The sequence below is a fragment of the Paenibacillus sp. FSL F4-0097 genome (assembly GCF_038593125.1).
Taxonomy (GTDB): Bacteria; Bacillota; Bacilli; order Paenibacillales; family Paenibacillaceae; genus Paenibacillus_AQ; species Paenibacillus_AQ odorifer.
In genome coordinates this window covers 2,605,366-2,631,325 of the sequence record NZ_CP151965.1, presented here as the reverse complement: position 1 = coordinate 2,631,325, position 25,960 = coordinate 2,605,366, and the positions used below count along the sequence as shown (strand labels likewise).

Annotated in this window: 32 protein-coding genes; 6 read left to right on the top strand and 26 right to left on the bottom strand. The window is 43.9% G+C overall.

Features of this window, described 5'->3' with window-relative positions; all coding sequences use genetic code 11:
• Positions 1-356: 356 nt before the first annotated feature.
• Entirely contained in the window at positions 357-1,217 is an 861-nt protein-coding gene (locus tag MHH86_RS11660; protein ID WP_038570030.1) for an SDR family oxidoreductase, read from the bottom strand.
• Positions 1,218-1,421: 204 nt separating this feature from the next.
• On the opposite strand from MHH86_RS11660, the gene MHH86_RS11655 reads away from it, so the two are divergent.
• Positions 1,422-2,231 (top strand): hypothetical protein, encoded by an 810-nt coding sequence (locus MHH86_RS11655; protein WP_143758677.1) that lies wholly within the window; start codon positions 1,422-1,424, stop codon positions 2,229-2,231.
• An 18-nt stretch (positions 2,232-2,249) separates the two neighbouring features.
• Here MHH86_RS11655 and MHH86_RS11650 read toward each other — a convergent pair whose 3' ends face one another.
• The 13 genes from MHH86_RS11650 to MHH86_RS11590 form a co-directional block, all read right to left on the bottom strand.
• Entirely contained in the window at positions 2,250-3,041 is a 792-nt protein-coding gene (locus MHH86_RS11650) for a lipid II flippase Amj family protein (RefSeq protein ID WP_036689792.1), read from the bottom strand.
• 24 nt (positions 3,042-3,065) lie between these two features.
• Entirely contained in the window at positions 3,066-3,461 is a 396-nt protein-coding gene (locus MHH86_RS11645; protein WP_036689831.1) for a DUF2809 domain-containing protein, read from the bottom strand.
• A 273-nt stretch (positions 3,462-3,734) separates the two neighbouring features.
• Positions 3,735-4,322, bottom strand: coding sequence for a histidine phosphatase family protein (locus MHH86_RS11640; RefSeq protein ID WP_076317005.1), 588 nt, complete (start codon positions 4,320-4,322; stop codon positions 3,735-3,737).
• Between the two features lie 16 nt (positions 4,323-4,338).
• The gene (locus MHH86_RS11635; RefSeq protein ID WP_038574363.1) at positions 4,339-4,812 is read right to left on the bottom strand and encodes an NUDIX domain-containing protein; all 474 of its coding nucleotides are present in this window, start codon (positions 4,810-4,812) and stop codon (positions 4,339-4,341) included.
• Positions 4,813-4,842: 30 nt separating this feature from the next.
• Positions 4,843-5,292 carry a DUF4362 domain-containing protein gene (locus tag MHH86_RS11630; protein WP_036689788.1) on the bottom strand — a complete coding sequence of 150 codons (450 nt, stop codon included), beginning with the start codon at positions 5,290-5,292 and terminating at the stop codon, positions 4,843-4,845.
• Between the two features lie 168 nt (positions 5,293-5,460).
• Entirely contained in the window at positions 5,461-5,607 is a 147-nt protein-coding gene (locus MHH86_RS11625; RefSeq protein ID WP_155288116.1) for a hypothetical protein, read from the bottom strand.
• Positions 5,608-5,656: 49 nt separating this feature from the next.
• On the bottom strand, positions 5,657-6,133 hold the full coding sequence (locus tag MHH86_RS11620; RefSeq protein ID WP_036689786.1) for a DUF523 domain-containing protein: 477 nt from the start codon (positions 6,131-6,133) through the stop codon (positions 5,657-5,659).
• A gap of 146 nt (positions 6,134-6,279) precedes the next feature.
• Positions 6,280-6,846 (bottom strand): putative ABC transporter permease, encoded by a 567-nt coding sequence (locus MHH86_RS11615; RefSeq protein ID WP_036689784.1) that lies wholly within the window; start codon positions 6,844-6,846, stop codon positions 6,280-6,282.
• A 164-nt stretch (positions 6,847-7,010) separates the two neighbouring features.
• Positions 7,011-7,190 carry a hypothetical protein gene (locus MHH86_RS11610; protein WP_038570027.1) on the bottom strand — a complete coding sequence of 60 codons (180 nt, stop codon included), beginning with the start codon at positions 7,188-7,190 and terminating at the stop codon, positions 7,011-7,013.
• Positions 7,191-7,356: 166 nt separating this feature from the next.
• On the bottom strand, positions 7,357-7,536 hold the full coding sequence (locus MHH86_RS11605; RefSeq protein ID WP_036689781.1) for a hypothetical protein: 180 nt from the start codon (positions 7,534-7,536) through the stop codon (positions 7,357-7,359).
• A 94-nt stretch (positions 7,537-7,630) separates the two neighbouring features.
• The gene (locus MHH86_RS11600) at positions 7,631-8,317 is read right to left on the bottom strand and encodes an LrgB family protein (RefSeq protein ID WP_036689780.1); all 687 of its coding nucleotides are present in this window, start codon (positions 8,315-8,317) and stop codon (positions 7,631-7,633) included.
• A complete protein-coding gene (locus tag MHH86_RS11595; protein ID WP_036689778.1) occupies positions 8,317-8,727 on the bottom strand; it encodes a CidA/LrgA family holin-like protein in 411 nt (136 codons plus the stop codon). Before MHH86_RS11595 ends, MHH86_RS11600 begins: the two co-directional genes overlap by 1 nt.
• Positions 8,728-8,914: 187 nt before the next feature.
• Complete coding sequence (locus MHH86_RS11590; RefSeq protein WP_036689777.1) at positions 8,915-9,589, bottom strand: NAD(P)H-dependent oxidoreductase; 675 nt, start codon at positions 9,587-9,589, stop codon at positions 8,915-8,917.
• 150 nt (positions 9,590-9,739) lie between these two features.
• On the opposite strand from MHH86_RS11590, the gene MHH86_RS11585 reads away from it, so the two are divergent.
• The gene (locus tag MHH86_RS11585; RefSeq protein WP_036689775.1) at positions 9,740-10,132 is read left to right on the top strand and encodes a helix-turn-helix domain-containing protein; all 393 of its coding nucleotides are present in this window, start codon (positions 9,740-9,742) and stop codon (positions 10,130-10,132) included.
• A gap of 16 nt (positions 10,133-10,148) precedes the next feature.
• Here the strand turns inward: MHH86_RS11585 and MHH86_RS11580 are convergent, their stop codons facing one another.
• The 10 genes from MHH86_RS11580 to MHH86_RS11535 form a co-directional block, all read right to left on the bottom strand.
• Entirely contained in the window at positions 10,149-10,526 is a 378-nt protein-coding gene (locus MHH86_RS11580) for a YkvA family protein (RefSeq protein ID WP_080742463.1), read from the bottom strand.
• Between the two features lie 110 nt (positions 10,527-10,636).
• Positions 10,637-11,275, bottom strand: a complete 639-nt coding sequence (locus MHH86_RS11575; RefSeq protein ID WP_036689774.1) for a Vat family streptogramin A O-acetyltransferase — start codon at positions 11,273-11,275, stop codon at positions 10,637-10,639.
• 165 nt (positions 11,276-11,440) lie between these two features.
• On the bottom strand, positions 11,441-12,715 hold the full coding sequence (gene rhaA / locus MHH86_RS11570) for an L-rhamnose isomerase (protein ID WP_036689772.1): 1,275 nt from the start codon (positions 12,713-12,715) through the stop codon (positions 11,441-11,443).
• A gap of 86 nt (positions 12,716-12,801) precedes the next feature.
• Positions 12,802-14,292, bottom strand: a complete 1,491-nt coding sequence (rhaB, locus tag MHH86_RS11565; RefSeq protein WP_235219594.1) for a rhamnulokinase — start codon at positions 14,290-14,292, stop codon at positions 12,802-12,804.
• A gap of 26 nt (positions 14,293-14,318) precedes the next feature.
• Complete coding sequence (locus MHH86_RS11560; protein WP_036689770.1) at positions 14,319-15,047, bottom strand: lactate utilization protein; 729 nt, start codon at positions 15,045-15,047, stop codon at positions 14,319-14,321.
• Positions 15,040-16,593, bottom strand: a complete 1,554-nt coding sequence (locus tag MHH86_RS11555; RefSeq protein ID WP_342479739.1) for a LutB/LldF family L-lactate oxidation iron-sulfur protein — start codon at positions 16,591-16,593, stop codon at positions 15,040-15,042. Before MHH86_RS11555 ends, MHH86_RS11560 begins: the two co-directional genes overlap by 8 nt.
• Entirely contained in the window at positions 16,590-17,318 is a 729-nt protein-coding gene (locus MHH86_RS11550) for a (Fe-S)-binding protein (RefSeq protein WP_036689769.1), read from the bottom strand. Before MHH86_RS11550 ends, MHH86_RS11555 begins: the two co-directional genes overlap by 4 nt.
• Before the next feature lie 26 nt (positions 17,319-17,344).
• Positions 17,345-18,103 carry a DeoR/GlpR family DNA-binding transcription regulator gene (locus MHH86_RS11545; protein WP_076143198.1) on the bottom strand — a complete coding sequence of 253 codons (759 nt, stop codon included), beginning with the start codon at positions 18,101-18,103 and terminating at the stop codon, positions 17,345-17,347.
• 40 nt (positions 18,104-18,143) lie between these two features.
• On the bottom strand, positions 18,144-20,213 hold the full coding sequence (locus MHH86_RS11540) for a bifunctional aldolase/short-chain dehydrogenase (protein ID WP_076143199.1): 2,070 nt from the start codon (positions 20,211-20,213) through the stop codon (positions 18,144-18,146).
• Positions 20,214-20,429: 216 nt separating this feature from the next.
• Positions 20,430-20,930 (bottom strand): GNAT family N-acetyltransferase, encoded by a 501-nt coding sequence (locus tag MHH86_RS11535; protein ID WP_076100758.1) that lies wholly within the window; start codon positions 20,928-20,930, stop codon positions 20,430-20,432.
• A gap of 495 nt (positions 20,931-21,425) precedes the next feature.
• Here MHH86_RS11535 and MHH86_RS11530 point away from each other — a divergent pair, with 495 nt between their 5' ends.
• Both MHH86_RS11530 and MHH86_RS11525 read left to right on the top strand, forming a co-directional pair.
• Entirely contained in the window at positions 21,426-22,334 is a 909-nt protein-coding gene (locus tag MHH86_RS11530) for an alpha/beta hydrolase (RefSeq protein ID WP_076100760.1), read from the top strand.
• Between the two features lie 29 nt (positions 22,335-22,363).
• Positions 22,364-23,230 carry a sugar phosphate isomerase/epimerase family protein gene (locus MHH86_RS11525; protein WP_305953653.1) on the top strand — a complete coding sequence of 289 codons (867 nt, stop codon included), beginning with the start codon at positions 22,364-22,366 and terminating at the stop codon, positions 23,228-23,230.
• Positions 23,231-23,292: 62 nt separating this feature from the next.
• Here the strand turns inward: MHH86_RS11525 and MHH86_RS11520 are convergent, their stop codons facing one another.
• A complete protein-coding gene (locus MHH86_RS11520) occupies positions 23,293-23,538 on the bottom strand; it encodes a DUF1572 family protein (protein ID WP_179088432.1) in 246 nt (81 codons plus the stop codon).
• Positions 23,483-23,647 (bottom strand): hypothetical protein, encoded by a 165-nt coding sequence (locus MHH86_RS11515; RefSeq protein ID WP_162164296.1) that lies wholly within the window; start codon positions 23,645-23,647, stop codon positions 23,483-23,485. The genes MHH86_RS11520 and MHH86_RS11515 overlap by 56 nt, the downstream gene beginning before the upstream one ends.
• Positions 23,648-23,789: 142 nt before the next feature.
• On the opposite strand from MHH86_RS11515, the gene MHH86_RS11510 reads away from it, so the two are divergent.
• Entirely contained in the window at positions 23,790-24,818 is a 1,029-nt protein-coding gene (locus MHH86_RS11510; protein ID WP_342479738.1) for a glycosyltransferase family 4 protein, read from the top strand.
• Positions 24,819-24,975: 157 nt separating this feature from the next.
• A complete protein-coding gene (locus tag MHH86_RS11505) occupies positions 24,976-25,944 on the top strand; it encodes a glycoside hydrolase family 43 protein (protein ID WP_036689758.1) in 969 nt (322 codons plus the stop codon).
• Positions 25,945-25,960 lie beyond the last annotated feature (16 nt).

The window sequence follows — 25,960 nt, the reverse complement described above, 5'->3', positions numbered from 1 at the left end:
CTATCCTTGTTCAATATCTAATCTTGTTCATTCTAAATAACACAAAACAAAGTAAATACATTAGGCTCGTAATCCCGAACAACCTAAAGATTCCGGGCGTTAATAACATATATAAACTGTAGGGAAAACTCCAGATAAATGCAAGCAGCATTAGCCGACTTCTGTTTAAAAAGACACCTATTGCTAATAACCCCGCCGGTAATAACAACATAATTATACTAATTACAAGAGTGGAGCGATTCGTAATCTCAGCATAAGGATTGATGAATATAAAAATTAGCCATAAAAAAACGGTCATCAAACTGGACATATAACCTATTAGTTTAATGATTGTTAAATTTATGGATGACTCCATCCTATCCCCTCAATTCTTTCGCAATAATTCTCTCCAGCCATTTCCATGGAAGCAGCGTTTTGCCTAAGATTAAGATTCGCGTGCCTTTGCCGATAGGATAACGTAGCCGTGGTGCTTTCATTTCGGTAATACGACCGATAAGATTAGCCACTTGACTAGGGTCAGGCGCTGTCTCAGCAGTATGTTTGGAATATCGTAGCACAGCGTCAAGACGTTCTTTATACGGAGAATCCTCCTTACGTCGAATTTGCTCCATGCCTTTTCCCCATATCGGTGTACGGAAGGAGCCCGGTTCAATTAATACCACCCGTATTCCATAAGGGGACATTTCATGACGCAGGCTTTCGCTGAAACCTTCAACAGCAAATTTAGAAGCTGCATAAGGCGCATAACCTGGAAATCCGGATAATCCGCTTACACTTCCCACATTAATAATCGTGCCGCTCTGCTGTTCTCGCATAATGGGCAGCACAGCTGTTGTCACAGCCACTAATCCAAAAAAGTTCGTCTCCATTTGCCGCCGCCATTCCTCCATAGATATTTCTTCTATGAAACCGCCAATGGCAAAACCTGCATTATTGACTAGAACATCAATTCTTCCAAATGTTTCGTGTACTGAAGATATTGCTGTCTCTATAGAATCGCTGTCGGTGACATCCATCGTCATTAAATGAAGCTGCTTTAAAATTCCTGCCTGCTCTGCCTGCTGCACCAGCTCGGCTTTACGGCTTAAATCACGCATGGTTGCTATCACCTTAAACCCCTGTCCAGCCAATTTGAGCGCTGTCAGCAATCCAAATCCACTGGAGGTTCCGGTAATCAGGGCCACTCGATCGTGCCCATACTCTAGATGTGAACTCATATTTACTCCCCTTTGTATTTCACAATTATAAAAACAAGCAAACAAACGTTCTATTGTCCATTGACTATCCATTAATTTCAAGTTATAGTAAGAGCATCTTTTATATTTCTGTGCGGGAGAAGCACCTCGCAAGACAGGCGTCAATGCCTATCTTGGAGGTGCTTTTTTGCGTATATTAACTAATTCATTAAGGAGCTGAGATGAATGTTTAAACCAAAAGGTACCGTCAGATGTAGAAAGAACCTTTTCAGAATTAGGGATTTAAAATGGGTGGCTCAATTAGTGCTGGTAGCAGCTTTCCTAACCTGTAACCTTACACTTGTGTCTGCTGCTACTGGCTGGGATGCCGCGCTGGATGACATTAACAGTCTTCATGGTAATTATACCGCGCTTCAAGCCACCCTCAAGACAGATAACTCAGAAATTCAGAAGTTACGCAAGCAGAATAATGACGCTCTGAAATCTATTCGTTCCGTCATACAGTCAACAGATCAAGCACTGTTAAGCCGCTTATTTTCAGAAGCAACCTCAGTTCAGAAGAAACACGCTCCCCTTCTGGAACAATACAGCACACTCGGTAAACAGTCTACCGCAGCCAAGAAAGCTAAAGACTTGAAAACAGTCACATTGCTAGACCTGAAGCGCAATAAATTAAAAGCTGCTGTAACCCTGGCTCGAGCCGAAATTAAAACGAAGACAACCGCTTTGGCAGCCGCTCGCAAGCAAACCGCTGCTAAGCTTAAACCCGTCAAAGATGCGTTGGCACCCATCACTGCTTTAAAGAAGCAAATAACTGCCGAAAGTAAGAATCTCACTGTCACGCAGAAAGTACGCGCGGATGCTGACAAACAATATAAAGCAGCTGTTAAGCAAGGTGATGCAGTTAGAGCCGCTACAGAATTGAAATCATCCTATGAGCAAATGAAACGAATTCATTCCATGCAGCAGAATATTTACAGCTGGGAGCAGAAGATCTCGCTAGCTCTAAGAGCAGCAGAATCTAAACTTCGCTAATGATTAGCTCCCACTGGCTCAAATCAGCTTCACTAACATACTAATTAGCTGGGCTGCGGGCACAATCAGGAGCTGAGCAAATATAGTGCCTACAAATCGAGAACCCATCAATACCACATATATTTTTCCTAGCTGATCACGGTATTCTACATTTTCAGTAGCCTTATGGGTAATTAGACCAAGCTGTGGGTCGATAAATATGGTCAGCAGAATAGTCGCCATACCGTTAATCAGTCCGGAAGCTTGAGAAGCAGTCGTGCTATATTGAGGCATTAGATGAGCAGCATACAATGATGATATGACACCTACGGTGTAAAAGGCTGTAACAAAAACATTCATCACAATAAATCGTTTAGGAATTCCCAGGTATCTGAAGTTATATAGATTCACTTTTGGTTTTCTTATGTATTTTCTTGTGTTCTTTAGTTGCCCGATCGTTACACTGGTAAGCAGTTTTGGGATAGAACCCTCAATTTCAAGCTTAGAGATGATTCTCCCAAACAAGCCGACAAAGGTAGGGAACACAGCAATGGCAATTAATGTCCCTAAGGAAGAAGCCAATAATATAATTCTCAAGTAATTTAGAAGCGGAAAATCAGAATGTATTTTGGCATAATCTACGAATTTAGCCGTCAGTGGAGCTTGGATCATATTTGCAGTTCTTGAGACGAGAACAATAATGCCTGTGAGAGATAACGCAATGGCTATCTTGTTCAGCTTCACTCCGGCATATCGTACCGAATACGATAAGGTTTCTGCCGTGTGAATAATCATCGTAAGCAAGCATACCACAATCAAACTATTTACCATTTAAAGGTTCCTCTCCAATAAACACTATTTATCATTTCGGTGCACCTTTTGGTGAAAGTATTGATCCAATCCATAACAAAGGGTAATGCCAACCAAATATCTAACGAGGTCGATCCATAGGAATCCTTTTCCGAGAATTAGACCACCCAATACTGTAGATCGGATGCTGTTGATCCACTCCGCTTGATACAGCTGGCTAAATTCTATGCCGAAGCTAAACACCAAACTCCATACAAAGGCGAGCCTTAGCTTTTGATTTACCAGTAGGACCCGAAACATAAAATAAACCATACTGCCCCAAAGCGCATCTCCGAAATGTCTAGATACAAACAAAGGCAGCTGATTCGTGAATACTCTAGAGCTTAACCCCAATACAATAACAACGAGGCAGATACAAGTATAAAAAAGTCTTTCTTTCAAATCATTGATCCTCATTTCCAACCTCTATCCAGCGTCTGACTTAAAAGTGATGCTTGCGATAATACTAATCATTGCGATATAAAACGGATAAATAATCATGGCTCCTATTATGATCAGTCCTGTTACCGGTGCAGGTTTATCTGCAGGTTCTGTGATTGGGTACCAACAAGCCTGAAATTCTGCTGATTCGATAAATATTCAATGGCAGCTCTATTACAACAAATAACATAAAGGCATAAAGTACGCTTAGTGCATTCAACTTTATAAAACATTTCATCTGTTCAGCACTTCGGAGTCCCACAGCCGCTCCACATGGGTAAGCTCCAATTCTTCAAATTCCAGCTTATAAATATCCGGCTTGGACGTCTGTTCAAAGAACTCATATCCATACTTCTTATCGAAGTAATTCAGGATAATGGTCATGATATTCCCGTGCGTACCTAAAGCGATTTTGCCGCCTTTATGCTGTTTAATTAATTGCTTGATAACAGGAATTGCACGCTCTTGTGCTTCCTGAGTACTCTCTCCATCCGGCATTTTATAATGCTTGTCGCTAAATGATGTCCGAATGCCCTGCAGAAAGTCATCTTCACTAATTTCAATCTCGACACTTCCGATTGCTCGTTCTCTGAGTTCTTCATACAGTTCAATCTCTTGGTTCGAAGCTTCTGCCAAATACTTGATCGTCTCTACGGCTCGTCTATATGGACTGGAGACAAAATGTGTAATTTTCTCCTCCGCCAAAAGCTCTTTGATTCTATAAGCGTCTGCGTGCCCTTTTTCGGATAATCCCCGTTCCCGCTCATTCCCTAATACAAAAGGTGACACTGCATGTCTAACCATATAAATGTAGGTCTTCATGAGGCACTCCTCTCAGTCACTCAAATATCGTTGCAGTCTTCTCTCGGTCTTTTATAAAAATCTCTCTAGGATATAGAATTGCAATCTCTGGCAGCTCGTTCTCTTTGAAAAATTTAAATTCTTCGATCTCCCCATCTATAGCTCTAAGCGTTCCTCTGATGATAGAGCACTCAAATACAATAACCGTATATTCTACCTGATCGCCATTACTATATTCGTATCTATATTTCGCTCCACCAAAAACACCTAAAATAGACATAGGATGAACCATCAACCCTGTCTCTTCATATACCTCTCTGCGTAAGGTTCTTCCAGGACGCTCCCCTGGCTCAATCGCTCCCGCAGGCAATCCCCACAAAGATTCTCCTGGCTTGCGGATGAACAGAATCTCATCCTCTTTATTTCTTATTACTGCAGCTACGGAAGGCATCATTAATAATTCTGAGCCCACTTTCCCACGAATTCCTTGATAGTACTCAGACATCGGCATATTGTTCATCCATCCTCTCCGTAAATGGGTTTATAATCTTTCTTTTAAAAAGCTGATCACATTTATTTTCTCACCGTCTGGCTGAACATTACATTGGGATAACTCGACATTAAACCGCTCACCTGTCTCTATTAGTTCAATCGCCTTGCATACATATTCGATCTTCCCAGGACTATTACTCCATGCATCTCTTGTATCATCCTTTACCCAATGAAGCTCTTTACCATTAGAATAGAAATCATGAATTAACCGTCCACTATCCGTGGTTGGCTCAATCAACATCAGGTTATCCCCTTTACCTTCACTAAACCTTTGAACCGTTTCTTTTATCCTGTTTAAATCTTTTTGATCAAAATGTATTAAAATATCATCATGTTTAGACTCATCTGAGCCTGGCTTACCTAGATCGGCCGCCAAAACGCCTACAAGCACAGCAATCATAAACAACTGAACAATGATTATCCATGTTCTAAATTTCATAGTTCCCCCTAATTTCTTTCCTTGGACTTCCCAAAAACCCACTATATGTATATTAGACATCACTATGAAGGAATCCTTTAGATTTCACAATATGCATAGCCAGGGACAAAAAAAGCTTCCGAACTCAAAAAATCCTGAGCTCCGGAAGCAGTTACAATGAGGTGAGACTTAGTGTTTACCTTTTGTGCCAGCAAGCTGTACGATCATAATGACAAGAACGAGCAAAGCAATGAGCTGATCAATACTCATCTGCGTCCGCCTCCTATCCCAAATGAAGGATGGCTCATCGGACGGCATTTCCTCTCCCAAGGACACTGCTTCGTTCCCCTTATACACACTATGTATCCTGCAACCTATTTATTACTTAAAGAATAACCTGCCCGTCCATACGTGCGAGTTCCTGCTCGACTTCATCCAGCTGATCTTCGCCAAATACTTTAAACCCATTTTTCCTCAACAGCTCCGTAGTGGTGCCCTCTCCCGGTGCTTTCGTATCTTTAAAGGTTCCATCATAAATATACAGGCTTCCGCATGAAGGACTGTCTTGTTTTAAAATAGCTAATGCAACCTGATGCTCCCTAGCCAGCTTTAGTGTGGCTTGAGCCCCCTTCATAAATGGCTCGGTAACATCCGTGCCCGCCCCCGTCACTACCCGATCTCCTTGCCGCTGTGCGTCAGGACGAGGGGTTGGCAAACCGCCCACTACCTCTGGACAAATATGGACAAAACGCCCTTCCTCATACCACTTTAGGAATCGGGCATCGAGACACGGAACATCGCCATTATCATAACGTACTTTATGCCCTAACAGACATGCGCTCACTAGAATCTTCCCTGTCATCGTTATCGCCACCAGTCCGTCTAGTATTTAATATATTGCTATATTATTTATGACTAGAAACGGATATGCAATACCGAAATGCCTGTCCACGAAATGTTTGTGCTTGATACACAAAAGAAGACTCATTGTATACATATGGAAAACCATTATTTCTGATATTGAGGGGTTTTCTCCATCCGATATCGGCTCCAGCAGGTCCATAATAAATCCGCCATAAAGTAGAACCCCACGATCGGAAGCACGAATTTCCAAATAGGCTGAACACCCGAATATAAAAGCTCCATAAGCGGCTGAATTACATACACACTAGCTACTGAAAGCCCCCACCAATATAGAGAAAAACGCAGGCAAATATGCCCTTGCAGTTGATAAGACATTCCTGAGTAATCCCACCATTGCTTATGGAATACCGTTTTTAACAGCCAACCGCTTATAAATTCAACAGCAGAAGGAATGATTAGCGCAAGAAATAGGAAAAGCGGAAGAGGCAGCGTCAAATCTCTAGCAATCAATAGCAATAGTGGAGCAAAGCCATACATCGGCTTAAATGGACCTTTTAGAAATCCTTCTTTGCGAAAGCTTCCATTACTGTATAGATTATAGGTCCCTTCCAATACCCAGCCTAAAAAGGAATAGACCATAAAATAAAAAAAGTATTGGCCCACCACAGTAACTGCTATATCTCCACTTAACGAAAATATAGGAATAATCATGACCTAATCCCGCCTCTCGTTGTCATTATTTTCTTAGTTGCCCATCCGGCCCTATTATGTCTTGATCGTTCAGGAAATATGCGCACAAAAAAGACATAACCCAAAAGGTTATGCCTTCATTCCAGAATTCCAGGAGTAAAAGTCTCCCACTCGTTACTTTCTAATTATTTATGCTCTTCTTCATGAGGTGTCGTCAGCAACTGATCGTCGTTTTGTTTCTTCAGTGCATCCATCTTAAGCTCACTGCGTACGCCAAAGTTTGAACCGTACTTTTTCTCAAAGTTTCCTGCGAGAGCCTCACCACGTTTTTGCCGGTAACGGCTGTTCTCATTTCGACTACGCATTCCATTTCCTCCCCATTGGCAAAGATCTGTGAAATTTGCGAAAAGCTAAGACGAACTTGGAGAAAACACTCTGATGAGGTTGTACTTTTATTTATTATACAATACTTACTACAATCATCAACAAAAACAGACTGTCCCCTAAAGGACAGCCTGTCTTCCGAATCATTTACTCCAAATTATCGGGAAGCGGATCTGGATGTGAGGATTCAGCAGGTTTGGCTACCCACTCATCTGCCTCTGGCTCGATGTCTACACCGTTCTCCATCTTCTTAATTTCAGCTAATGAATCGCCTTCTTTATTTTCCTTGTTGCGGATTTCCGCTTCATCTTGTGTGTGATCGGACATGTGAAATCCTCCTCAGGTGCTTTGCTTTTTTTGTTCCTTAGTTATAGTTACCCGATGGAGTGTTTTGCAAACATAGTCCAATTAAAAGAATAATTTAAGGGTACATCATCCACGCTACAAGTGGGCCGATACAAGAGCCAACTATGGCGCAAACAGTCATTGCAACCGAGCTCATCGAAACGGATTGTTCACCATATTCCAAGGCCTTTGCTGTTCCTAGAGCATGAGAAGCGGTTCCTAGACCAATTCCGATTCCAACCTCACTACGAATTCTAAACAGCTTGATGATAAAAGGTCCGCCAATCGCACCAGTAAATCCAGCAATCATAACAAATACGGAGGTTAAAGAAGAGTCCCCACCTAAGCTGTTCGAGATCTGTATCGCTACAGGTGTAGTGATCGATTTAGGTAATAAAGATAAAACATATAATTTAGAGAAGCCTAGACCTGCCGCCAAAAGCAGTCCACTAAACATCCCTATAAGCAGTCCCACAATCGCTCCGCCCAGAATCGCCGGGAGATTCTCAATCAACACATTACGTTGTTTATATAATGGGTAGGCTAACGAGACTACAGCAGGACCGAGCAGCTGATTAATCCATTGGCCGCCTATCATATATGTATCATACGGAATATGAAAATATAGCAGTAAAGTTACAACAATCACTGTTGCTGTAAGCGCGGGAATAAGTACAGGAATACGAAATCGTCTATATACTACTGACATCATCAAATAAATAGCTACGTTAAGAAGTACAATACCTGTTGCGATAAAAAACATTATATTTCCTTCCCCTTTTCGCTTAGTCTCTTGCCGCTCCAACCCGCTTTCAGCTTGTTGTTTACACTAGTAAGCCATTGGCTAGAATGTGCAGCTGCGGCAATCGTGAGAACACTGCTAACGATAAGGATTAGGATTAATAGTAAACCTCTACCACTAAAGATATCCATATGATTCACGATCCCAGCTGTCGCTGGAATAAAAAATAACGGAAGATAAGCTAATATCGTTGTTGCACCCTCTTCAATCCACTTCACAGGCACGACCCTGAATAGCAATAGAACAAAAAGTAACAGTAATCCTACGATACTCCCGGACACGGGGAGATGCAGTTGCTTTTGCAGATAGTCCCCAGCCAAGTAGAACAAATATAGCAGGAACACTTGGATAATAATGCGAATGATTTTCATGATGCAGGATCCCTTCATTATTAAGTTAAAGCGATAGCGCTAATATTGAGTCACCTTCATAAGGGTATCAGAGTTTTCATGAAACTTTCAATTACTTTTTGAATCTTATAAGAAATATCGCAAAAAAACCTGCAAAATCCCCAGAATATAGAGACTTTACAGGCTCAAAGATTAAAATTCAATTTCGTTAAACCCACTGAATTACTTGCTCTGCACCTTGACGCGTCTTACCACGTGGTTCATTCAGGCGATATCCGAAAGCTGCCATACAAGAGATTCCAAAATGCTCAGCGTCCATAATACCTTCTTCTGCCAATATCTGCTCAACCTTTGCTTTATCGAAACCTTCTATTGGGCAGGAGTCGATCCCAATTAACGCAGCTGATGTCAGCATATTCCCAAGTGCCAGATAAGTCTGCCGGCAGCTCCATTCGAACATCGCCCGCTCATTCGCCATCAGTCCGAAATCAACCTTCAAGAACTTATCAAAAACTTTACGTTTTCCTTCCATTACTTGCGGAGGCAACTCCTGCACATTCTCCATGATCCCTTTAATATAATCGGAGTCAGCAGCCATATCTTTAGGAAGACGTGAGAGAATAAGCACAAAATGGCTTGCGGTTGCCAATTGCTTTTGTGCTCCCCAGGCATTAGGACGTAATTTCTCACGTACTTCCGGACTTTGCACTACCACAAAACGCCAAGGCTCGAATCCGAATGAACTTGGTGACAATCGTCCAGTTTCCAATATAAATTGAAAGTCCGATTCACTAATTTTTTTATGGCTATCGAATTCTTTAGTTGCATGTCTGAACTGATATGCAGACAGGATTTCATTCTTGTTTAACGATAAAGTATCCATGAGTAACACTCCCTTTACTTGATTAGAATCGACGGGCATTTGACTGTTTGCCGATCACATGCTTAATATTAGTATATATATCACTTCTTTAAAAGTACGCACAATAATGTTATGTAGTATACAAAATGATACCATGGGAGTTGAACAGCTATGCGTGACCGAAAAGGTGGCTTCGGAAATTTCCCGGAAAGCAATAAAGAAGCTTGCCCTGTAGAATTCACACTGGACGTTATAGGAGGCAAATGGAAAGGAATTCTCATCTATCACTTGATTGATGGCACGAAACGTTTTAACGAATTCCGCCGGATCTGCCCGGGAATTACCCAACGTATGCTGACCCTGCAACTAAGAGAGTTGGAAGAGGATGGGGTTGTACACCGTGAGGTCTACCATCAGGTTCCCCCAAAAGTCGAATACTCTTTAACTGAATTCGGCAAGACACTGATTCCTATTATTAAACTCATGAAAGATTGGGGCGAGGTGTACAAAACAAAACAGCTTTCCGCAGAAAGCTGTCCTGAAAGTACAGATATAACGGTGTAGCTTAATGCTGCACCTTTTATTTTTCCCCATTAAAAAACGCTTCCGCCTTTTCCTTATGTTCGTTGGTTACCTGACCGGATATCGCTTTAATGCCTGCTGCGATAATCGCTGCATCATCTGTAAATCCAAGGCCTAGAATCGCATCGGGTATAGCATCTATAGGAGAAATAAAATAAGCCAATGCACCGAAAGCAATTCCTTTCGCCCATAAAGGTGTCTTAGCGTCGACGGCACAATAATACATCGCGATAGCATCTTTAGTAAATGGAATTTTGCCTGCAAACTTTTTAGTTTTCGTCCAAAAATTTTGCGTTACCATTTCCTCATTTTCTTTGCTATATGGAAATTCCTCTGCAGTGAGCTCCATGCTATTCTTGACCTTATCTTTCTTCATTGCCGGTTCCCTCCGAAAGGTTCATATGACGTACATACCTAAAGTATTCCCTCAATTGAGGTTTATATCTTTAAGATAAACTAAAGTCCGTATCCTGAACCTACTTACGATTAATCGATTGCTTTGATTTTCGTTAAATCGCTGCTGCATAACACTTCAAGATTATTAAAGATTCGCTCTGCATCCCAATCCCACCACTTCAGCGCTTCAAGATATTCGATCATTTCATCATCAAAACGTTGTCTAATCACTTTGCAGGGATTTCCTCCAGCTACACTATACGCCGGAATATCCTTTACAACTGTAGAATTGGCTGCGATAACTGCTCCATTTCCAATACGCACACCTGGCATAACCGTAACATTTTGTCCAATCCAAACATCGTTTCCGATGACTGTATCGCCTTTTAGCGGCAGATCTTTTAAATCCGGGACCGCCTGTTCCCAGCCATGTGCCATAATATTAAACGGATAGGTCGAAACCGAATTCATCCGATGGTTGGCACCATTCATGACAAATTCAATGCCTTTGGCAATCGCGCAGAATTTTCCAATAATAAGCTTGTCGCCAATAAAATCATAATGATGAGTCACACGTTCCTCAAACTTCTCTGCACCGTTTATATCATCATAATAGGTATAATCGCCAACAATGATATTGTCTCTTGTAATCGCATTTTTTATATAGCAGATACTTTTAATTTGTTCATTGGGATAGAGCGTATTCGGGTTCGGTCCATATTGTTTCATAGTTTACGCCTCGCTCTCTTTTGGATAAAACATAGCAGAGATCAGAGCTGAATTCAAATAATGTACGATTTATAAACAAAAAAAGCGGCCACCTGCTGGTAACCGCCTATCTATTATCTACTTATATTGTCAAAGCTCGTTCTGCTTCTACTTCTACTTCTACCTCTATCTTTTCGATAAAACCTCTGCCTCATACTGTTTTACTTCATTTAGCCAGCTTTCCCGGACCGGTACGCCATTCTTCGCACAATAATAATCCCAAATGGCTCCAAACGGATACGATTTAAATTCCTCGACCAAGGCAAGTCTTGAAGTGTAATCTCCATCCAGCTCAATTTGCTTCAATTGCTCGATTGGCTCCAGCATGGCACGAAGCAAAGCTTTTAATGTATTTCGTGTTCCGATCACCCAAGCAGCAAGATGATTGATGCTTCCGTCAAAAAAATCTAACCCAATATGCGTTCTGTCCAGAAACTGGCCACGAACCAGTTCACGGGCAATCTCGAGCAGCTCATCGTCCATAGTTACCACATGATCACTATCCCAGCGTACTGGACGGCTAACATGCAACAGCAATTGATCCCCAAACAGCAGCCAGGAAGACAGCTTATTCGAAATCGTCTCGGTTGGATGGAAATGCCCAGCATCGAAGCACACCGCCTTGCCCCGGCTTAGCGCATAACCCATATAGAATTCATGTGAGCCAACCACGTAACTTTCCGAACCAATACCAAACAGCTTACTTTCTACAGCATCAATGTTATATTGCTGATCGATTTCCTCGCTGAAGATTTCATCGAGTGACTGCTGAAGCCGTACCCTTGGTGACAAACGGTCGATCGGCGTATCTTTATAACCATCTGGAACCCAAAAATTAGTCACACAAGGCTGACCTAATGCCTGGCCAAAGGACTCGGCGATTCGACGTGAGGCCTTGCAATGAGCGATCCAGAAGTTGCGGATTTCAGGATCTGGGTGGCTCAGTGTGAAGCCATCGTTTGCTTTTTCATGAGAAAAACAGGTAGGATTGAAATCCAATCCGAGTCCCCGCTCTTTGGCCCAGCTCACCCATCGCTCAAAATGCTTAGGCTCTAAAGCATCGAGATCTACAGTCTCTTCTGTATCCGCATAAATAGCATGTAAATTTATTTTATGTTGGCCTGGGATGAGTGCAAGGGCCTGTTCCAAATCACGGCGCAGCTCCTCCGGATTCCCGGCCCTCCCCGGGTAACTTCCAGTGACTGCGATCCCGCCGCTCAGTTCTTTTTCCTTATTCAAAAATCCCTTCACATCATCACCTTGCCAACAATGCAAAGAAATCTTAATTTCCGCTAGCTGCTGCAACACCTTATCTACGTCGATCCCATGCTGTGCGTAAAGCTTTTTCGCTTCATTGTAGCTGTTCTGAATGCTCTGTAAGCTCTCTTTACTCTGCTCCATGATTGAGCCTCCTGATTTTTAGCTTAGTGTGTTTTAGGTGAGGCACTTTTGCCTCTCTTTGGCTCGCGTGCCTCTTAACTTAGCTACTAATTAACGGCCTGCAGCCGGGCGAACTGTGCCAAAGCCGCCTTTTTGGTCGTGGGGTCCATCCCCTTCGGTATATAAGATGTAACTTGGAATGAACGACTTATAATTTCTCTCGCCTCTTGAAGATCATTTACAGCACCCGTGCTGATCATCTGCACCACCAGATTGCCTAAAGCCGTAGATTCCGTTGGTCCGGCGTGAATTTCCATCTCCAGCAGATCTGCCGTAATCTGGCACAACAGACCGTTATTCGCACCTCCGCCAACGATATGCAGCCTCTCTAAGTTGTCACCCGTCAATTGCTGGAGATCCTGAATGTAGAAATAATAAGATAAAGCAAGACTATCAAATACACATCGAGCCATTTCCCCAGGCGTTTGAGGAACCAACTGTCCTGCTTCCACACAATAGCTGCGGATCTCGTCAATCATGCTCTGTGGATTCATGAATCGTTCATCATTGCAATAAATGATCGATCTAAAAGGGATTTCTTGTGCTGCCAGCTCTACCAGCTCACCGAAGCTGTATTGTCCGCCGTACTCCTCACGAACCTTTTGAATCAACCACATGCCCATAATATTCTTAAGAAACCGGAATGAGCCGTAGGCTCCCCATTCATTCGTATAGTTGCGTAACATTGCCTCTGGACTTGTGATGGCTGAACCCCGTTCCACCCCGATGAGTGACCAAGTACCACTACTGAGAAATCCCCATTTCTCGCTGTTTGCCGGAACCCCTAATACAGCTGATGCTGTATCATGAGAGGCTACTGCTATGAACTCGCAATCTGGAAGATCACCGCGAGCCGCCAAGTCCTCCGTCAACCTCCCAACGGGTTCCCCAGGTTCTGTTAAGGGAGGGAATTGCTCTTTTGAAAGACCAAGCACCGACAGAAGATCCTCATCGTAATCACGAGTGTGAAGATTCAGCATCCCAGAGGTGGAACCTATCGTCACTTCACTAATCTTGCGACCCGTAAGCCGATAATAAAGATAATCAGGGACCAGCAGGATGGAATGTGCTGCTTCCAGCTCCGCCTGATCATGCACAAACAGCTGATACAACGTATTTATCGGGAGATATTGTATCCCCACTTTTTCGTAAACGCTTTCAGTTGAGATGTTACGATGCAGCCTCTCTATCGCTCCATCCGTTCGGGAGTCACGATAAGAAAAAACCTCATGGATCCGCGCCCCCTCCTGATCGAGAAGTACATAATCGACACCCCAAGTATCGATGCCCACGGTGCAGCGCTCGATCCCTCTAGCCTTGGCCTGCTGTAAGCCCTTGACGATTTCAGCAACTAAATAATCTATATTCCAATATAGATTACCATTTTGTTCAGCGAATCCATTACTGAAGCGATGAATTTCTTCTATAGACAGGGTTCCTCCCGGCTGCTGCAAGGTTCCACAGACCACTCTCCCACTAGAGGCTCCGATATCAACAGCAATATGATTCTGAATTTGATTATGAGCTTGTGTATTCATCCCTATACAACACTCCTTATCTCCTATCAGCCTACTAGCAAAGCGAATACGATTCCTGGACCATGCACGCCTATCGTCAGATCATTCTCAATATCCGCTGAACGGCTAGGTCCGGAGATAAAATGGATGCCCGCCGGAAGCCCCGATGGCCCAGCTTCATCAAAATCAATAAGCACCTCACCGAGACGAGTCTTCAGCCGCTCCAATGGAACGATGGCAATTAATGCGGTAGGCAATAAGCTGACTGAACGGCCTTTATCCTCAGAGGAAAGCACAGTAATGGAGCCTGTATAGGCAACTGCATAATCCGCAATCACAATTCCAATATCAGCCTCGGCCGCCCTAGCTTTCCATGCCTCCTGATCATCTGTATTCCAGACAGTGACCCGTGTATCTGTGAGTTCCTCCTCTAGTCGAAGTACTGCTAGCTCGGTGACATTTTGCCGGAGAATATACCGTGCGAGCATCTCATTGACTTTGCTGACGATGAAAGCCTTGGCTTCATCCATATCCTGCACACGAAATACATGACCACCGGCGCTTTGAAAATTCGCCGTAAATTGTTCAATCCTTTCCTCCGGACTCCACTGGAATTGCTGCCAGTACTGCGGTGCGCCGCGAAAAGGATGTGCAGGAGCTTCAGTAATTCTCGGCCGCTTCAGGCGGCGAGCGATATCATTCATGAATGCCTGCTGCTGTTCACGTGAATCCTGCTCCATACGTTCCAACCAGTTACTGTGCGTCTCTTCAGTCATGTCCGGCCCCTCCTTTCAGCTCTTCCCGCTTCCGCTTCGCTAGTAAATTTTCCATTCGCTTCTGTATCACCGGGTCCATTTCGCGACTGTTCTTATCTAGCTCCTGTTGCAGCCCCTTCCAGCTCTCACGGAAGGATTGATCTGCCAGCTTCGGGGCGATCCGATAATTGTTCCAACCTTTCAGCGGCCCCAGTTTCGACGGAATTCCTCCGTCTCGTACGAGCAGCTTTTGCCCGATTCTACCTACCTTCATCACATTACTAAATCGCTGTGACTTCGCCATGATCGCCCCAAAACCCTTCATGCCGAGACCTTCTGCCTTATCCCCATAACCACGTTCTACCTTCCGCCGCCGTAAATAGATGAGCATATCATGCAGAGGAATTTTGACCGGACAGGCTTCATAACATGCTCCGCACAGGCTAGAGGCTGAGGCGATGTCATCCCATTGATCTACATTTTTATTCAGCGCCGGGGTCAACACCGCTCCTATAGGTCCGCTATACGTTCCTCCATATGCATGACCGCCAATATGACGGTAGACAGGACAAGCATTCAGACAAGCTCCACAGCGGATGCAGTTCAGCAGCTCCTGAAACTCAGGATCGCCTAGCTGCTCAGATCGACCATTATCAAGAATAATAATATGCTGCTCTTCCGGCCCATCACCGTCATTATCCCTGCGGGGACCAGAAATACCCGACATATATACCGTTAACTTCTGCCCTGTTGCCGAACGAGGCAATAATGTAGCCATCACTTCAAGATCACTCCACGAAGGAATAATCCGCTCCATCCCCATCAGGGTAATTTGCGTTTTCGGTAAAGTGGTGACCATACGAGCGTTACCTTCATTCTCGAACAGCACCATCGAACCCGTCTCTGCAATAGCAAAGTTACAGCCAGTCATTCCGATATCCGCATCAAGGAACTTCTCTCTCAGCTTACGCCTTACAAATCCAGCAAGGATAGTAGTTTCGGGCAAAAGCTCCTCTCCTGCCTCTTTGGACAACAGCTCGGCAATCTGGTAGCGGTTCTTATGAATCGCCGGAATAATGATATGTGACGGGGTTTCCCCGGCAAGCTGGATAATATACTCCCCCAGATCCGTCTCTATGGTCTCCACACCAATGGATTCCAGCGCCTTATTTAAATGCAGCTCCTCTGTAACCATTGATTTGGATTTGACCACAGAAGCTGCCTGTTTTCGCTGCGCGATTTCAAGGGCAATCTTCACAGCCTCTTCACCCGTTGCTGCAAAATGAATATGTGTGCCGTTTGCTCTTGCCTTGTCTGCAAAAAGATTCAGATAGTAATCAAGATGGGCGATCGTGTGTAGACGGATTTGCCGCCCACGTTCACGCCACTCTTCCCAGTGGCCATGATCGTTAGCTGCTTTTTGTTTTCCATCACGCAGTCTCTCCGTGGTAAAACGAACAGCCTTGCGTAAAAAGTCATTATTCAGCGCCAAGTCTGCACGTTCTTTTACTGTAGCTGGCTTTCCATTCTCTGAACCCGCCTTGGGATTGGTGGTAGCTTGGCTCATTTATCAGTCACCCCCTCATACAGCAGTTCTGCTAAATGCATAACTCGAACGGGTTCGCGGCGGTAACGCAGATTCCCGGCAATATTCATCAGACAACCCATATCCAGACCCGTTAGGATTTCTGCTTCCGTCTCCAGCACATGATCTGATTTCTCAGTGACCATCGCCCCGGAGATATCAGACATTTTCACGGCAAAGGTTCCACCGAACCCACAGCAGTCCTCAGCAAAAGGCAGTGGCACCAGCTCCATCGCCTTCACATTTTGCATAAGCTGCATAGGTTCGTCGCGAATCCCTAGAATCCTTGTGCCATGACAGGAAGGATGATAGGTAACCTTATGCGGAAAGACTGCTCCTAGATCAGTTACGCCAAGTACCTGCACCATAAACTGGCTAAATTCATAGGATTTGCGTTGCAAATTCTGCGCCTTGACCAGATTAACCGGATCATCCTGAAACAGCTTAGGGTAATGATGAAGCATCCCCGTACAGGATCCGGAAGGTGCAATGACAAAATCACTGTCATCAAAAGCCTGTAGAATCGTAAGTGCAGCTTGCCGCGCTTCATTCCAATATCCACTGTTGTACGCAGGCTGTCCGCAGCAAGTCTGCACCTCCGGGAACTCCAGCTGTACGCCATACCTGGCTAGCAGACGAGCCATGGCTTCCCCGACCTTCGGGAACACGGCATCGCTGACGCAAGTTATAAACATCGATACCTTCATGCCTTCACCTCCTGCACAACTATTTACTACACCGTCGTTATTGCGATGTTCAGATTCTGCAACTGCTTCATTTGTTCTCCAACAGGGTTGTAATCCGTTATTAGGACATCCACATCACTAGGAGCCGCAAAATGTGTGAACGCTTGTATTCCAAATTTACTGGAATCACATAATAAGATCACTTGTTCCGCTATAGAAATCATCTTTCGTTTCACCATAGCTTGCAGCTCATTTGATTCACTAGCGCCACGTTCGAGATGAAATCCTTTGCAGGAAAAAAACATCTTATCCACGTGATACAATTCAAGCGAACGTTCTGCTAAATGACCAACATAGGACATTGATCTGCGGCTCAGCTGTCCGCCTGTAGAAAAGACCTCGATCCGCTCCTTCCCGCTTAACTCTGCTGCCACTCTAGTAGAATTGGTCAACACAGTAAGCGGCATATCCGGCAAATGCGAAGCCATATACCAAGCCGTTGTACTGGCATCCAGCAGAATTCGATCGCCCGGCTTAATCATCATTACCGCCTCACGGGCAATCCGCTGTTTCTCCGCTGCATTCATGATTTCTCGTTCGGCATAAGGGGTCTCCGGTTGCCGGTCACGCAGGCTAACTGCTCCGCCATGCGAACGCAGCAACCGCCCCGCTTTTTCCAATCGATCCAGATCGCGGCGAATGGTTTCTTCCGTCACTTGGCATAATGTACTCAATTCTGAGACACGGATGCTGCCGCGTTCATTCACTAGTTCTACGATTCGTTCATATCTGTCTGCAATCAGCATGATTTCCCTCCGTTATCCCTATCTATATTCAAGCTACCTCTTATCTAGTAAAAGCTGCTGGCACTCCACCGTCGATTGTCAGCATACAACCCGTAGTTTTCTCTGACTTGGAAGAAGCAAAAAAAGCAACGCCTTCGGCAATATCACGCGGATAAATATTAACTAGCAGCGTCGTGCGTTTACGGTAATGCTCCTCTAATTGATCCGGCTCAATCCCGTAAGCAGCCGCCCGTTCATTACGCCAGTTCGAATTCCAGATGGCTGATCCCTGTAAAATTGCATCGGGCAGAATCGTATTGGCACGGATGCCAAACTCTCCGCCTTCAGCTGCTATACAGCGGGCCAGATGGGCTTCGAGCGCCTTGGCAGAACTGTAAGCCGAAACGCTTTTTCCTGCAAAAATAGAATTTTTGGAGCCGATGAACACCATGCTGCCACCGATTTTTTGCTCCTTCATCACTTTAAAAGCTTCGCGTGCAACGAGAAAATATCCTGTGCCCAGTACAGAAATATTCAAATTCCACTCTTTTAATGAAGTCTCATCAAACGGACTGGAGGTTGCAAGCCCAGCATTATTAACGATAATGTCGACCCCGCCATAAAAAAGTGCTGTCTCCGCATATGCTGCGGTTACCTGCTCTTCCTGAGTTACGTCCATTTTAACGGCGAATGCACGATTTTCACCATACTTAGCGTTAATCTCTTCCGCTACTTTTTGTGCACCTTCCAGATTGAGGTCTGCCAATACAACATGCGCCCCTTCTGATACTAAACGACGAGCCGTCTCACTCCCAATTCCCCCGGCACCACCTGTAATAAAGGCAACTTTACGGGAGAACTCCGCTTCAGCCGGAGCCAGTGATAATTTATATAATTCCAAGGGCCAATATTCCACATTGTACGATTCATTCTCACTAAGAGAGACGAAATCTCCCAGTGCAGTAGCTCCGCGCATAACAGCAATCGCCCGGTGATACAAGGCTCCGCTGATCTTAGAATTGCTCCAGCTTTTACCTGTGTTGATCATGCCCACGCCAGGAATCAGGATCACACGTGGCGCAGCCTCGAACATTACATCGCCCTCATGTTTATTACGGTCGAAGTATGCTTTGTACTGCTCCTTATAAGCGCTAATCGCTTCGCTCAACTTCGCCTTCAAGCCATTGATATCATTGGTGTTTGGCTCCCACGCAACAAAAAGCGGCTTCATTTTGGTATGTACCAAATGATCCGGACAAGCTGCGCCTACATCAGATAACTTCTCCGAGTCAGCCCCTCCTACGAAACGCAGCACATCCTCCGCATCGTCGAAGGTCAAAATCATTTTACGCTCATCGCTAACTGCGCCTCTGATCAGTGGCATCACTGCGGCCGCTACAGCCCGTCGCTCTGCTTCTGGAAGTGCTTCTGATTTGCGGCCGCCAAATAGGTTCTGATCTTCAATTCTTTCTTCAATATAACTTTCCGCTTCGTTAATTATGGAGATTGTTTTGGCATAACAAGATTCAGGTGTATCCCCCCAAGTCACAAGACCGTGTTTCTCCATCAGCACTAATTCAGCTTTCGGGTTTGCGAGCACACCTTCGGCAATCATTTTGGATAAAGTAAAGCCTGGACGGATGTAAGGCACCCATACGAAACGATCCCCATAAATCTCACGGGCAATTTCCTTACCGTTATGCGCACAGCATAAGCTGATAATGGCATCTGGATGCGTATGATCCACATGTTTGAAAGGTAAAAACGCATGCAGCAACGTCTCGATGGAAGCACGAGGATGTTTAGGGTCAATCATACAATTTGCGAGATAAGCTACCATCTCTTCATCTGGCATTTCATCACGTTCAAATAACGGGGCAATATCCTGAAGCCTTAGTCCGGTAAAATTGCCTGCTTTCATTGTAGCAAGGTCAGAACCACTGCCTTTCACCCACATTACTTCTACCTCACGCCCGCGAAAATCCAATTCTATCGTTTTGCTGGAGGTATTCCCTCCGCCAAAGTTACAGACTCGGCGATCTTCTCCAAGCAGATTAGAGCGGAACACTAAAGCATCCAATCCCCCGTTTAATTTCGTTTCCCGAGATGAATCCCATAAGTTTTGTACCATTTGTGAATACCTCCGTTTTTGAATGTTTGTTTTTTTGTTTATTTTTGTTTGTTTTGATTTTAAACTATTTGTTTGTGTTTGAATAGAGCGCTTTCAACAAAATTTTAAATTATTTTCACATTTTAGACGAATCTACATTGGATGAACTACAATAACCTCGTGAATAACAAAAAAGAGCTGCCTCTTGGCAACTCCTCCACTATTTTTCAAACCAGCTTAAAGGGTGATCCAGTAGTTACATTTTTCATCCTTAATGCCATGTAGTTTTCCTTTGTTCGCTTCAATAACCTTTCTCGAAGATATATTGTCCGGCTCACAAGTCAGCATGACCTTATCAATCCCCATGTCCGCAGCTTTTTTTAACAGCTCTGCCAAAAAAATCGTACCATAACCTCTTCCTCTCTCACTGGGTCTGATACTATAGCCAATGTGTCCACCTGACTTCCTCAATTGATCATTTAAGGAATGTCTTAATTTTCCGACACCAACGGGATAGGAGTCAATCAGTAGCCAGTAGTTGGTCTGTGCTACATACTGTGGTGGAAGATTATCACCTTGTGAAAGTGCTATCCTCTCCCGGATGAAATCAGGAAATTGACTGAAAGCCAGATCAAATCCATTGTTGACGAATCCATTTTCCCCCGGACCTATCTCCACAATCATCTCAAAAATATCGCGTCCATCTGAAATGCTAGCTTCCTTTAGCTCAACAAGCATAATAATCCCCCCCTAGAACGTTATTAATAACTTCCCTATCAAAAATTTACCGCAAACAAGACCGGCATGCATTATTTAATTGCACAATCTACAACTAAAATGTACTTCAATGCTCACGCCTAATGTATTAAGTGTACTTTGTGCAATTAAATTCGCCCAATTTAGCTAAATCAGCTAATTACGAGAGATATAGTTGTACAAAGTACATCTATATCACCGAAGTGAGAGTAAAGTAGCAATTTAGTTGTACCAAATACACTTATCTGGCTCCTTGTGACTACTAGGTGATCAAGCAACAGGTATCTAAACTAATCTATCTAATCTATCTAATCTAATCTAATCTAATCTAATCACCATCTACTCGCCCTCTAATCACCTTCTGCTCCCCCTCTTTTCACAGGAATGTTTCTATTTCTCGCCCCTCCTTCCGCACTCTCGTAGTATACTTATTGGAAAAAGATACAGATGTTGTATTTTTCACTAAGGAGGTTTGTGATGGTAAATAGCTTTAAGAATGCCAAGGCGAAAGAACAAGTGTGGCAGTCCTACCAACAGCTAGTTGATCAGTGGCCTATTCCTCTTGAAGAACTCGATCTCCCAACCACATATGGGCTGACGCATTGTATCCTTACCGGGCAAAAGAGTAATCCCCCCTTATTTCTATTTCATGGCGTTGGTGATAACTCGGCGGTCATGTGGCTCCTTAACATCGAGGAATTATCGCGGCATTTTTACTGCATCGCTATTGATACTCTGGGCGGACCCGGAAAAAGCATTCCTAATGCGTACTTTAATAAACAAAAGTTTGAGCAGGTGGAATGGATTAATGAAATAGCCAAACATCTGAGCATAGACGTCTTTAATATTGCAGGGGTGTCAAATGGCGCCTATATTGCTTTTAATTATGCGACCAAGCAACCGGACAAAGTGAACCGTGTGATTTGTTTGGAAGGCGGAATGGTCACCACACCAATCAAAGCCATGCTGCAAACGCTAATGATGATGTTCCCAGAGATTCTGGTTCCCACGGATCGCAATTTACTGAAAGTGCTGAAGAAGTTAAGTGCGCCTGACTCCCCTTTATTTGACAATCACCCAGAAGTAGCTGCTCATCTAATCCTTTTAATGCGCACTCATAATCAACAAGCTATGTTTGTTCATAAGCTTCAAAAATACGATAGAAACGCCGCAGTTGCCGTCAGAGATAAGCTCTATTTTTTAGTAGGAGAACACGCATTAAAACAATCAAAGGATTTCATAGATATTTTAGAGGACGGAAAGTTTCATTACCAAGTCATCCCCCGTGCGGGACACGGCATTAATCATGAGCAACCGGATAGAGTCAACACTGAAATCATCAATTTCCTGACCGGCGATAATGATAAATCACTTGCATCCTTATGAAAGCGTTACTATTATGAAGGTTATTACTCATACTTACTCTATTAAAGGAGAGGTTACCCATCAGATACGGAACTCTAGCCCACACATTTGGCTGCCTGCCGCTCAAGTCGTTAACTGCAACCCTTCAGAATTATGATATCGATTTTGTTCAGCTTGCATTATCCAAAGCCATTCAGGACATCGACACTTCTACCGGTAAACTAAGTCCAGGTCTTGCCAGCTATATTGGCGAACAATTTGATAAAGCAGGAATACGTATCGGTGTTTTGGGCTGTTACATCAACCCTGTTCATCCGGATCCTGTCATCCGGAGAGCTGAGATCAATCGTTTTAAAGAGCATCTTCGTTATGCCCGCCAATTCGGCGCACCTATGGTGGCAACAGAGACCGGTGCGCTGACTACTTTTCAAGCACAAGATCCGGTCCATTACGAAGCTATCGGCTGGGATACGTTAAGGGCAACTATAGAAGAACTTGCAGAGGAAGCTGAAAAATGGGGCGTTTTTCTAGGACTAGAGGGGGTCTGCACACATACACTTTCTACACCAGACAAGATGCGCCGCATCTTAGATGAAGTCCCATCAAGCTGTATAGGTGTTGTATTGGACCCTTGTAATTTTATTGGCACGGCTGCGCATTTGCAGGATCAAATTGTCGATGATTCCTTCAGATTATTCGGCGACCGTATCATTCTGGCGCATTTAAAAGATATCTATCAAGATGGTGAAAAAGCATACCACGGAAAAGCAGGCAGCGGATTATTCCATACCGAAGCTTTCCTGCGCAAACTCCAAGAATATAAGCCAATGATCGATGTGTCATTAGAAGATATCAAGGATCTGGAGGTTAATGATACCGTTGCTTTACTGAAGAAGCTTGCTCCTATAACACAATAAAAACCCACTTCTGAGGATAGGTGTTAGCAGCAGCTGCGCATCTATCCCAGCTTTATCTATGCTCAAAAATAGTGTTTCCAGTTATTGAGCAGATGATCATCCTCTGCCTGCAGCAATTTGGAGGCATATACGATTTGACCTGTATGATAGGAATAATGTTCTACCGCTCCGATCATAATCTTTTGAATACTCCAAGTATAATTCTCCATTCCAGCCCCCTCAGGGAAACTAATGGTGACCTCCCGTTCTAGATCAGCCTTCGTCAAATTGCCCACCACCGCACGGCTTTCTTCCCTGACCTTCAGCATATACTGCAATAATTCCTGTGATGAATAACCGCCTCTGGTCAAAAATTTGCTCCACATACCCCAAGGATTGATCGAGCCTTCTCATACATTCGATAATGATTTCACTCATACTAATCCCTCTTCCTTCTGCTTTTGTTTGTAAACTTGTTAAATGGTACTTTTCTATAGGAGCTGAATAAAATAAGAAACATAACGATTGAATCATATTGTTTCACTATTACAGCTCTAACTTGGAAGGGACGGGATTATCAATGAGATTCACATTCCCTATTCTGACCTTATCTCATGGCGGAGCACAACGTATGCTGGTAGAGCTCACCAATGGGCTGACAGATTTGGGCCATCAGGTCAACCTCCTCTTGCCTGTGGATGGCGCTATTTCTTATGATGTGCGCGCAAACGTAATCCGCTCCTCACATATGAATATTCACGAGCATGACTTTCCTCCCGGAGACGTCATAGTTTCTAATTATTATACAACTGTCCCCATCGCCCAAGCAGCAAGCAAACAAGGAAAAGGGGTTCATGTACGTTTATCTTTATGTTATGAGCCTCCTTTTTTACCGGATAACGGACGCTCCTTCCCCTCCTATCACATCACTGAGCATCTAATCGTTTTATCACGTTGGCAGCAGGAGCTGATCTTTTTAAATCATGGCATCACCGGCAGTATCGTGCCCATTGGCATTAGCTCCTCTTTTAAAGATATGAATATCCGTCACAGTCTTCAAGAGCCTTTAAACATAACAGCTATATTAAGAAAAACAGAACGCGGTTTCTCCTGGCACCGCGAGCAAGATTACCTTATAGAACAGCTGGATTACGTAAAAAGCCAATATCCCGATGTAAATATTAACTTCATCAGTCCGCCTGACGAGTTCAACACCTCAGAAATTCTCCAAAGAATGAAAGCTACTGGCAAATATCGGTTCTTTACGCCAGCAAATGATGAGGAGCTCTGCTATCACTATAACGGTGCGGATATTTTTGTTAGCTCAAGTATTTTTGATACAGGTTCTTTACCGGGACTTGAGGCCATGCGTTGTGGAGCAGCGTTAGTCTGTGTATATTCGGGTGGGAATATGGAATACGCCCATCACAAGAAAAACTGTTTGCTCTCTTATCGATATGAGAACCGGCTCGGTGAAGATGTCATCCGCTTAATACGTGATCCCAACTTAAGAACTAAATTAGCGGAGCAGGGGGAAAGATATTCGCGCAAATGGACTTGGGAAAATAGTGTCAGATTATTTGAACAAGCGATCACAGATTTATTATAAAAATATAAAAAAGCAAGTCTCCAATGGCTGAGATTTGCTTTTTTATTGATCCAAAAGAATCATTGACTAGAGAAATAATACAAGATATTATGTAAGCGTTATCAATTGCAAAATAATGAAACACTTTAGGGAAATCTAAACTAAAAGGAGAAGGAATATGGCGAAAAAAGGTAGGCAAGGTTATCGGTTGTTATTGTTGTCTTTTTTAATGCTTTTTACAACTGTTTTCTCAGGAGGATCGCAAGCTTATGCAGCAACCTGGAATCTGACTGGAGATACCAACGTACACGACCCTTCATATATCAAAGAGGGGAACACACATTGGGTATTCAGCACGGGATCAGGTCTCCAAGTGATGTTCTCAAACGATGGAACTAACTATATTCGCTCCCTCCCGATTTATACCTCGAAACCCTCCTGGTGGAGCTCTTACGTTCCCAATCAAGAAGGGCTAGATGTATGGGCCCCAGAAATTTTCTACTATAACGGTACCTATTACCTCTATTATTCTATCTCCACATTCGGCTCAAGAGTGTCTGCTATTGGTTTAGTAACTACTAAATCGATCTCCGGGGGAAAATGGACGGACCAAGGTGTCGTTATCTCGTCTAATGACGCCTCCAATTATAACGCCATTGATCCTAACATTACGGCAGATGCTAACGGAAACCTATGGATGACCTTCGGTTCCTGGAGCAACGGGATTTACATTACCTCCATCAACAAAACAACCATGAAGCCAACGGGCAACTCGTATCGCATTGCGACTAAATCCGGGGGGATCGAAGGCTCCAGCATGGTTTACAATCCAAACACCGGATATTATTATCTATTCGTATCCATTGGCCAATGCTGCTCAGGCGTAAACAGCACCTATAAAATTGCAGTGGGACGCTCAACCAGCGTACTGGGGCCTTTCTATGCGAAGGACGGTACCGATATGAAAAATGGCGGGGCTACGGTCATCGATAGCGGCAACAGTTTTTGGGCGGGTCCTGGTGGACAGGATATATACGGAACCAACGTTATCGTCCGCCATGCTTACAGTGTCGCTGAGAATGGCGCACCCAAATTGTTAATCAGTGATCTCGAATGGGATTCTGCTGGCTGGCCTTACTATAATTAACGTCTAATCGAGAGTT

What these genes read in the sequence shown, in the direction of transcription:
- MHH86_RS11660 (WP_038570030.1), bottom strand. Translation starts at nt 1,217, where the DNA reads ATGAGTTCACATCTAGAGTATGGGCACGATCGAGTGGCCCTGATTACC.
- MHH86_RS11655 (WP_143758677.1), top strand. Translation starts at nt 1,422, where the DNA reads ATGTTTAAACCAAAAGGTACCGTCAGATGTAGAAAGAACCTTTTCAGA.
- MHH86_RS11650 (WP_036689792.1), bottom strand. Translation starts at nt 3,041, where the DNA reads ATGGTAAATAGTTTGATTGTGGTATGCTTGCTTACGATGATTATTCAC.
- MHH86_RS11640 (WP_076317005.1), bottom strand. Translation starts at nt 4,322, where the DNA reads ATGAAGACCTACATTTATATGGTTAGACATGCAGTGTCACCTTTTGTA.
- MHH86_RS11635 (WP_038574363.1), bottom strand. Translation starts at nt 4,812, where the DNA reads ATGCCGATGTCTGAGTACTATCAAGGAATTCGTGGGAAAGTGGGCTCA.
- MHH86_RS11630 (WP_036689788.1), bottom strand. Translation starts at nt 5,292, where the DNA reads ATGAAATTTAGAACATGGATAATCATTGTTCAGTTGTTTATGATTGCT.
- MHH86_RS11620 (WP_036689786.1), bottom strand. Translation starts at nt 6,133, where the DNA reads ATGACAGGGAAGATTCTAGTGAGCGCATGTCTGTTAGGGCATAAAGTA.
- MHH86_RS11615 (WP_036689784.1), bottom strand. Translation starts at nt 6,846, where the DNA reads ATGATTATTCCTATATTTTCGTTAAGTGGAGATATAGCAGTTACTGTG.
- MHH86_RS11610 (WP_038570027.1), bottom strand. Translation starts at nt 7,190, where the DNA reads ATGCGTAGTCGAAATGAGAACAGCCGTTACCGGCAAAAACGTGGTGAG.
- MHH86_RS11605 (WP_036689781.1), bottom strand. Translation starts at nt 7,536, where the DNA reads ATGTCCGATCACACACAAGATGAAGCGGAAATCCGCAACAAGGAAAAT.
- MHH86_RS11600 (WP_036689780.1), bottom strand. Translation starts at nt 8,317, where the DNA reads ATGTTTTTTATCGCAACAGGTATTGTACTTCTTAACGTAGCTATTTAT.
- MHH86_RS11595 (WP_036689778.1), bottom strand. Translation starts at nt 8,727, where the DNA reads ATGAAAATCATTCGCATTATTATCCAAGTGTTCCTGCTATATTTGTTC.
- MHH86_RS11590 (WP_036689777.1), bottom strand. Translation starts at nt 9,589, where the DNA reads ATGGATACTTTATCGTTAAACAAGAATGAAATCCTGTCTGCATATCAG.
- MHH86_RS11585 (WP_036689775.1), top strand. Translation starts at nt 9,740, where the DNA reads ATGCGTGACCGAAAAGGTGGCTTCGGAAATTTCCCGGAAAGCAATAAA.
- MHH86_RS11580 (WP_080742463.1), bottom strand. Translation starts at nt 10,526, where the DNA reads ATGAAGAAAGATAAGGTCAAGAATAGCATGGAGCTCACTGCAGAGGAA.
- MHH86_RS11575 (WP_036689774.1), bottom strand. Translation starts at nt 11,275, where the DNA reads ATGAAACAATATGGACCGAACCCGAATACGCTCTATCCCAATGAACAA.
- rhaA (WP_036689772.1), bottom strand. Translation starts at nt 12,715, where the DNA reads ATGGAGCAGAGTAAAGAGAGCTTACAGAGCATTCAGAACAGCTACAAT.
- rhaB (WP_235219594.1), bottom strand. Translation starts at nt 14,292, where the DNA reads ATGAATACACAAGCTCATAATCAAATTCAGAATCATATTGCTGTTGAT.
- MHH86_RS11560 (WP_036689770.1), bottom strand. Translation starts at nt 15,047, where the DNA reads ATGACTGAAGAGACGCACAGTAACTGGTTGGAACGTATGGAGCAGGAT.
- MHH86_RS11555 (WP_342479739.1), bottom strand. Translation starts at nt 16,593, where the DNA reads ATGAGCCAAGCTACCACCAATCCCAAGGCGGGTTCAGAGAATGGAAAG.
- MHH86_RS11550 (WP_036689769.1), bottom strand. Translation starts at nt 17,318, where the DNA reads ATGAAGGTATCGATGTTTATAACTTGCGTCAGCGATGCCGTGTTCCCG.
- MHH86_RS11545 (WP_076143198.1), bottom strand. Translation starts at nt 18,103, where the DNA reads ATGCTGATTGCAGACAGATATGAACGAATCGTAGAACTAGTGAATGAA.
- MHH86_RS11540 (WP_076143199.1), bottom strand. Translation starts at nt 20,213, where the DNA reads ATGGTACAAAACTTATGGGATTCATCTCGGGAAACGAAATTAAACGGG.
- MHH86_RS11535 (WP_076100758.1), bottom strand. Translation starts at nt 20,930, where the DNA reads ATGCTTGTTGAGCTAAAGGAAGCTAGCATTTCAGATGGACGCGATATT.
- MHH86_RS11530 (WP_076100760.1), top strand. Translation starts at nt 21,426, where the DNA reads ATGGTAAATAGCTTTAAGAATGCCAAGGCGAAAGAACAAGTGTGGCAG.
- MHH86_RS11520 (WP_179088432.1), bottom strand. Translation starts at nt 23,538, where the DNA reads ATGCTGAAGGTCAGGGAAGAAAGCCGTGCGGTGGTGGGCAATTTGACG.
- MHH86_RS11515 (WP_162164296.1), bottom strand. Translation starts at nt 23,647, where the DNA reads ATGAGTGAAATCATTATCGAATGTATGAGAAGGCTCGATCAATCCTTG.
- MHH86_RS11510 (WP_342479738.1), top strand. Translation starts at nt 23,790, where the DNA reads ATGAGATTCACATTCCCTATTCTGACCTTATCTCATGGCGGAGCACAA.
- MHH86_RS11505 (WP_036689758.1), top strand. Translation starts at nt 24,976, where the DNA reads ATGGCGAAAAAAGGTAGGCAAGGTTATCGGTTGTTATTGTTGTCTTTT.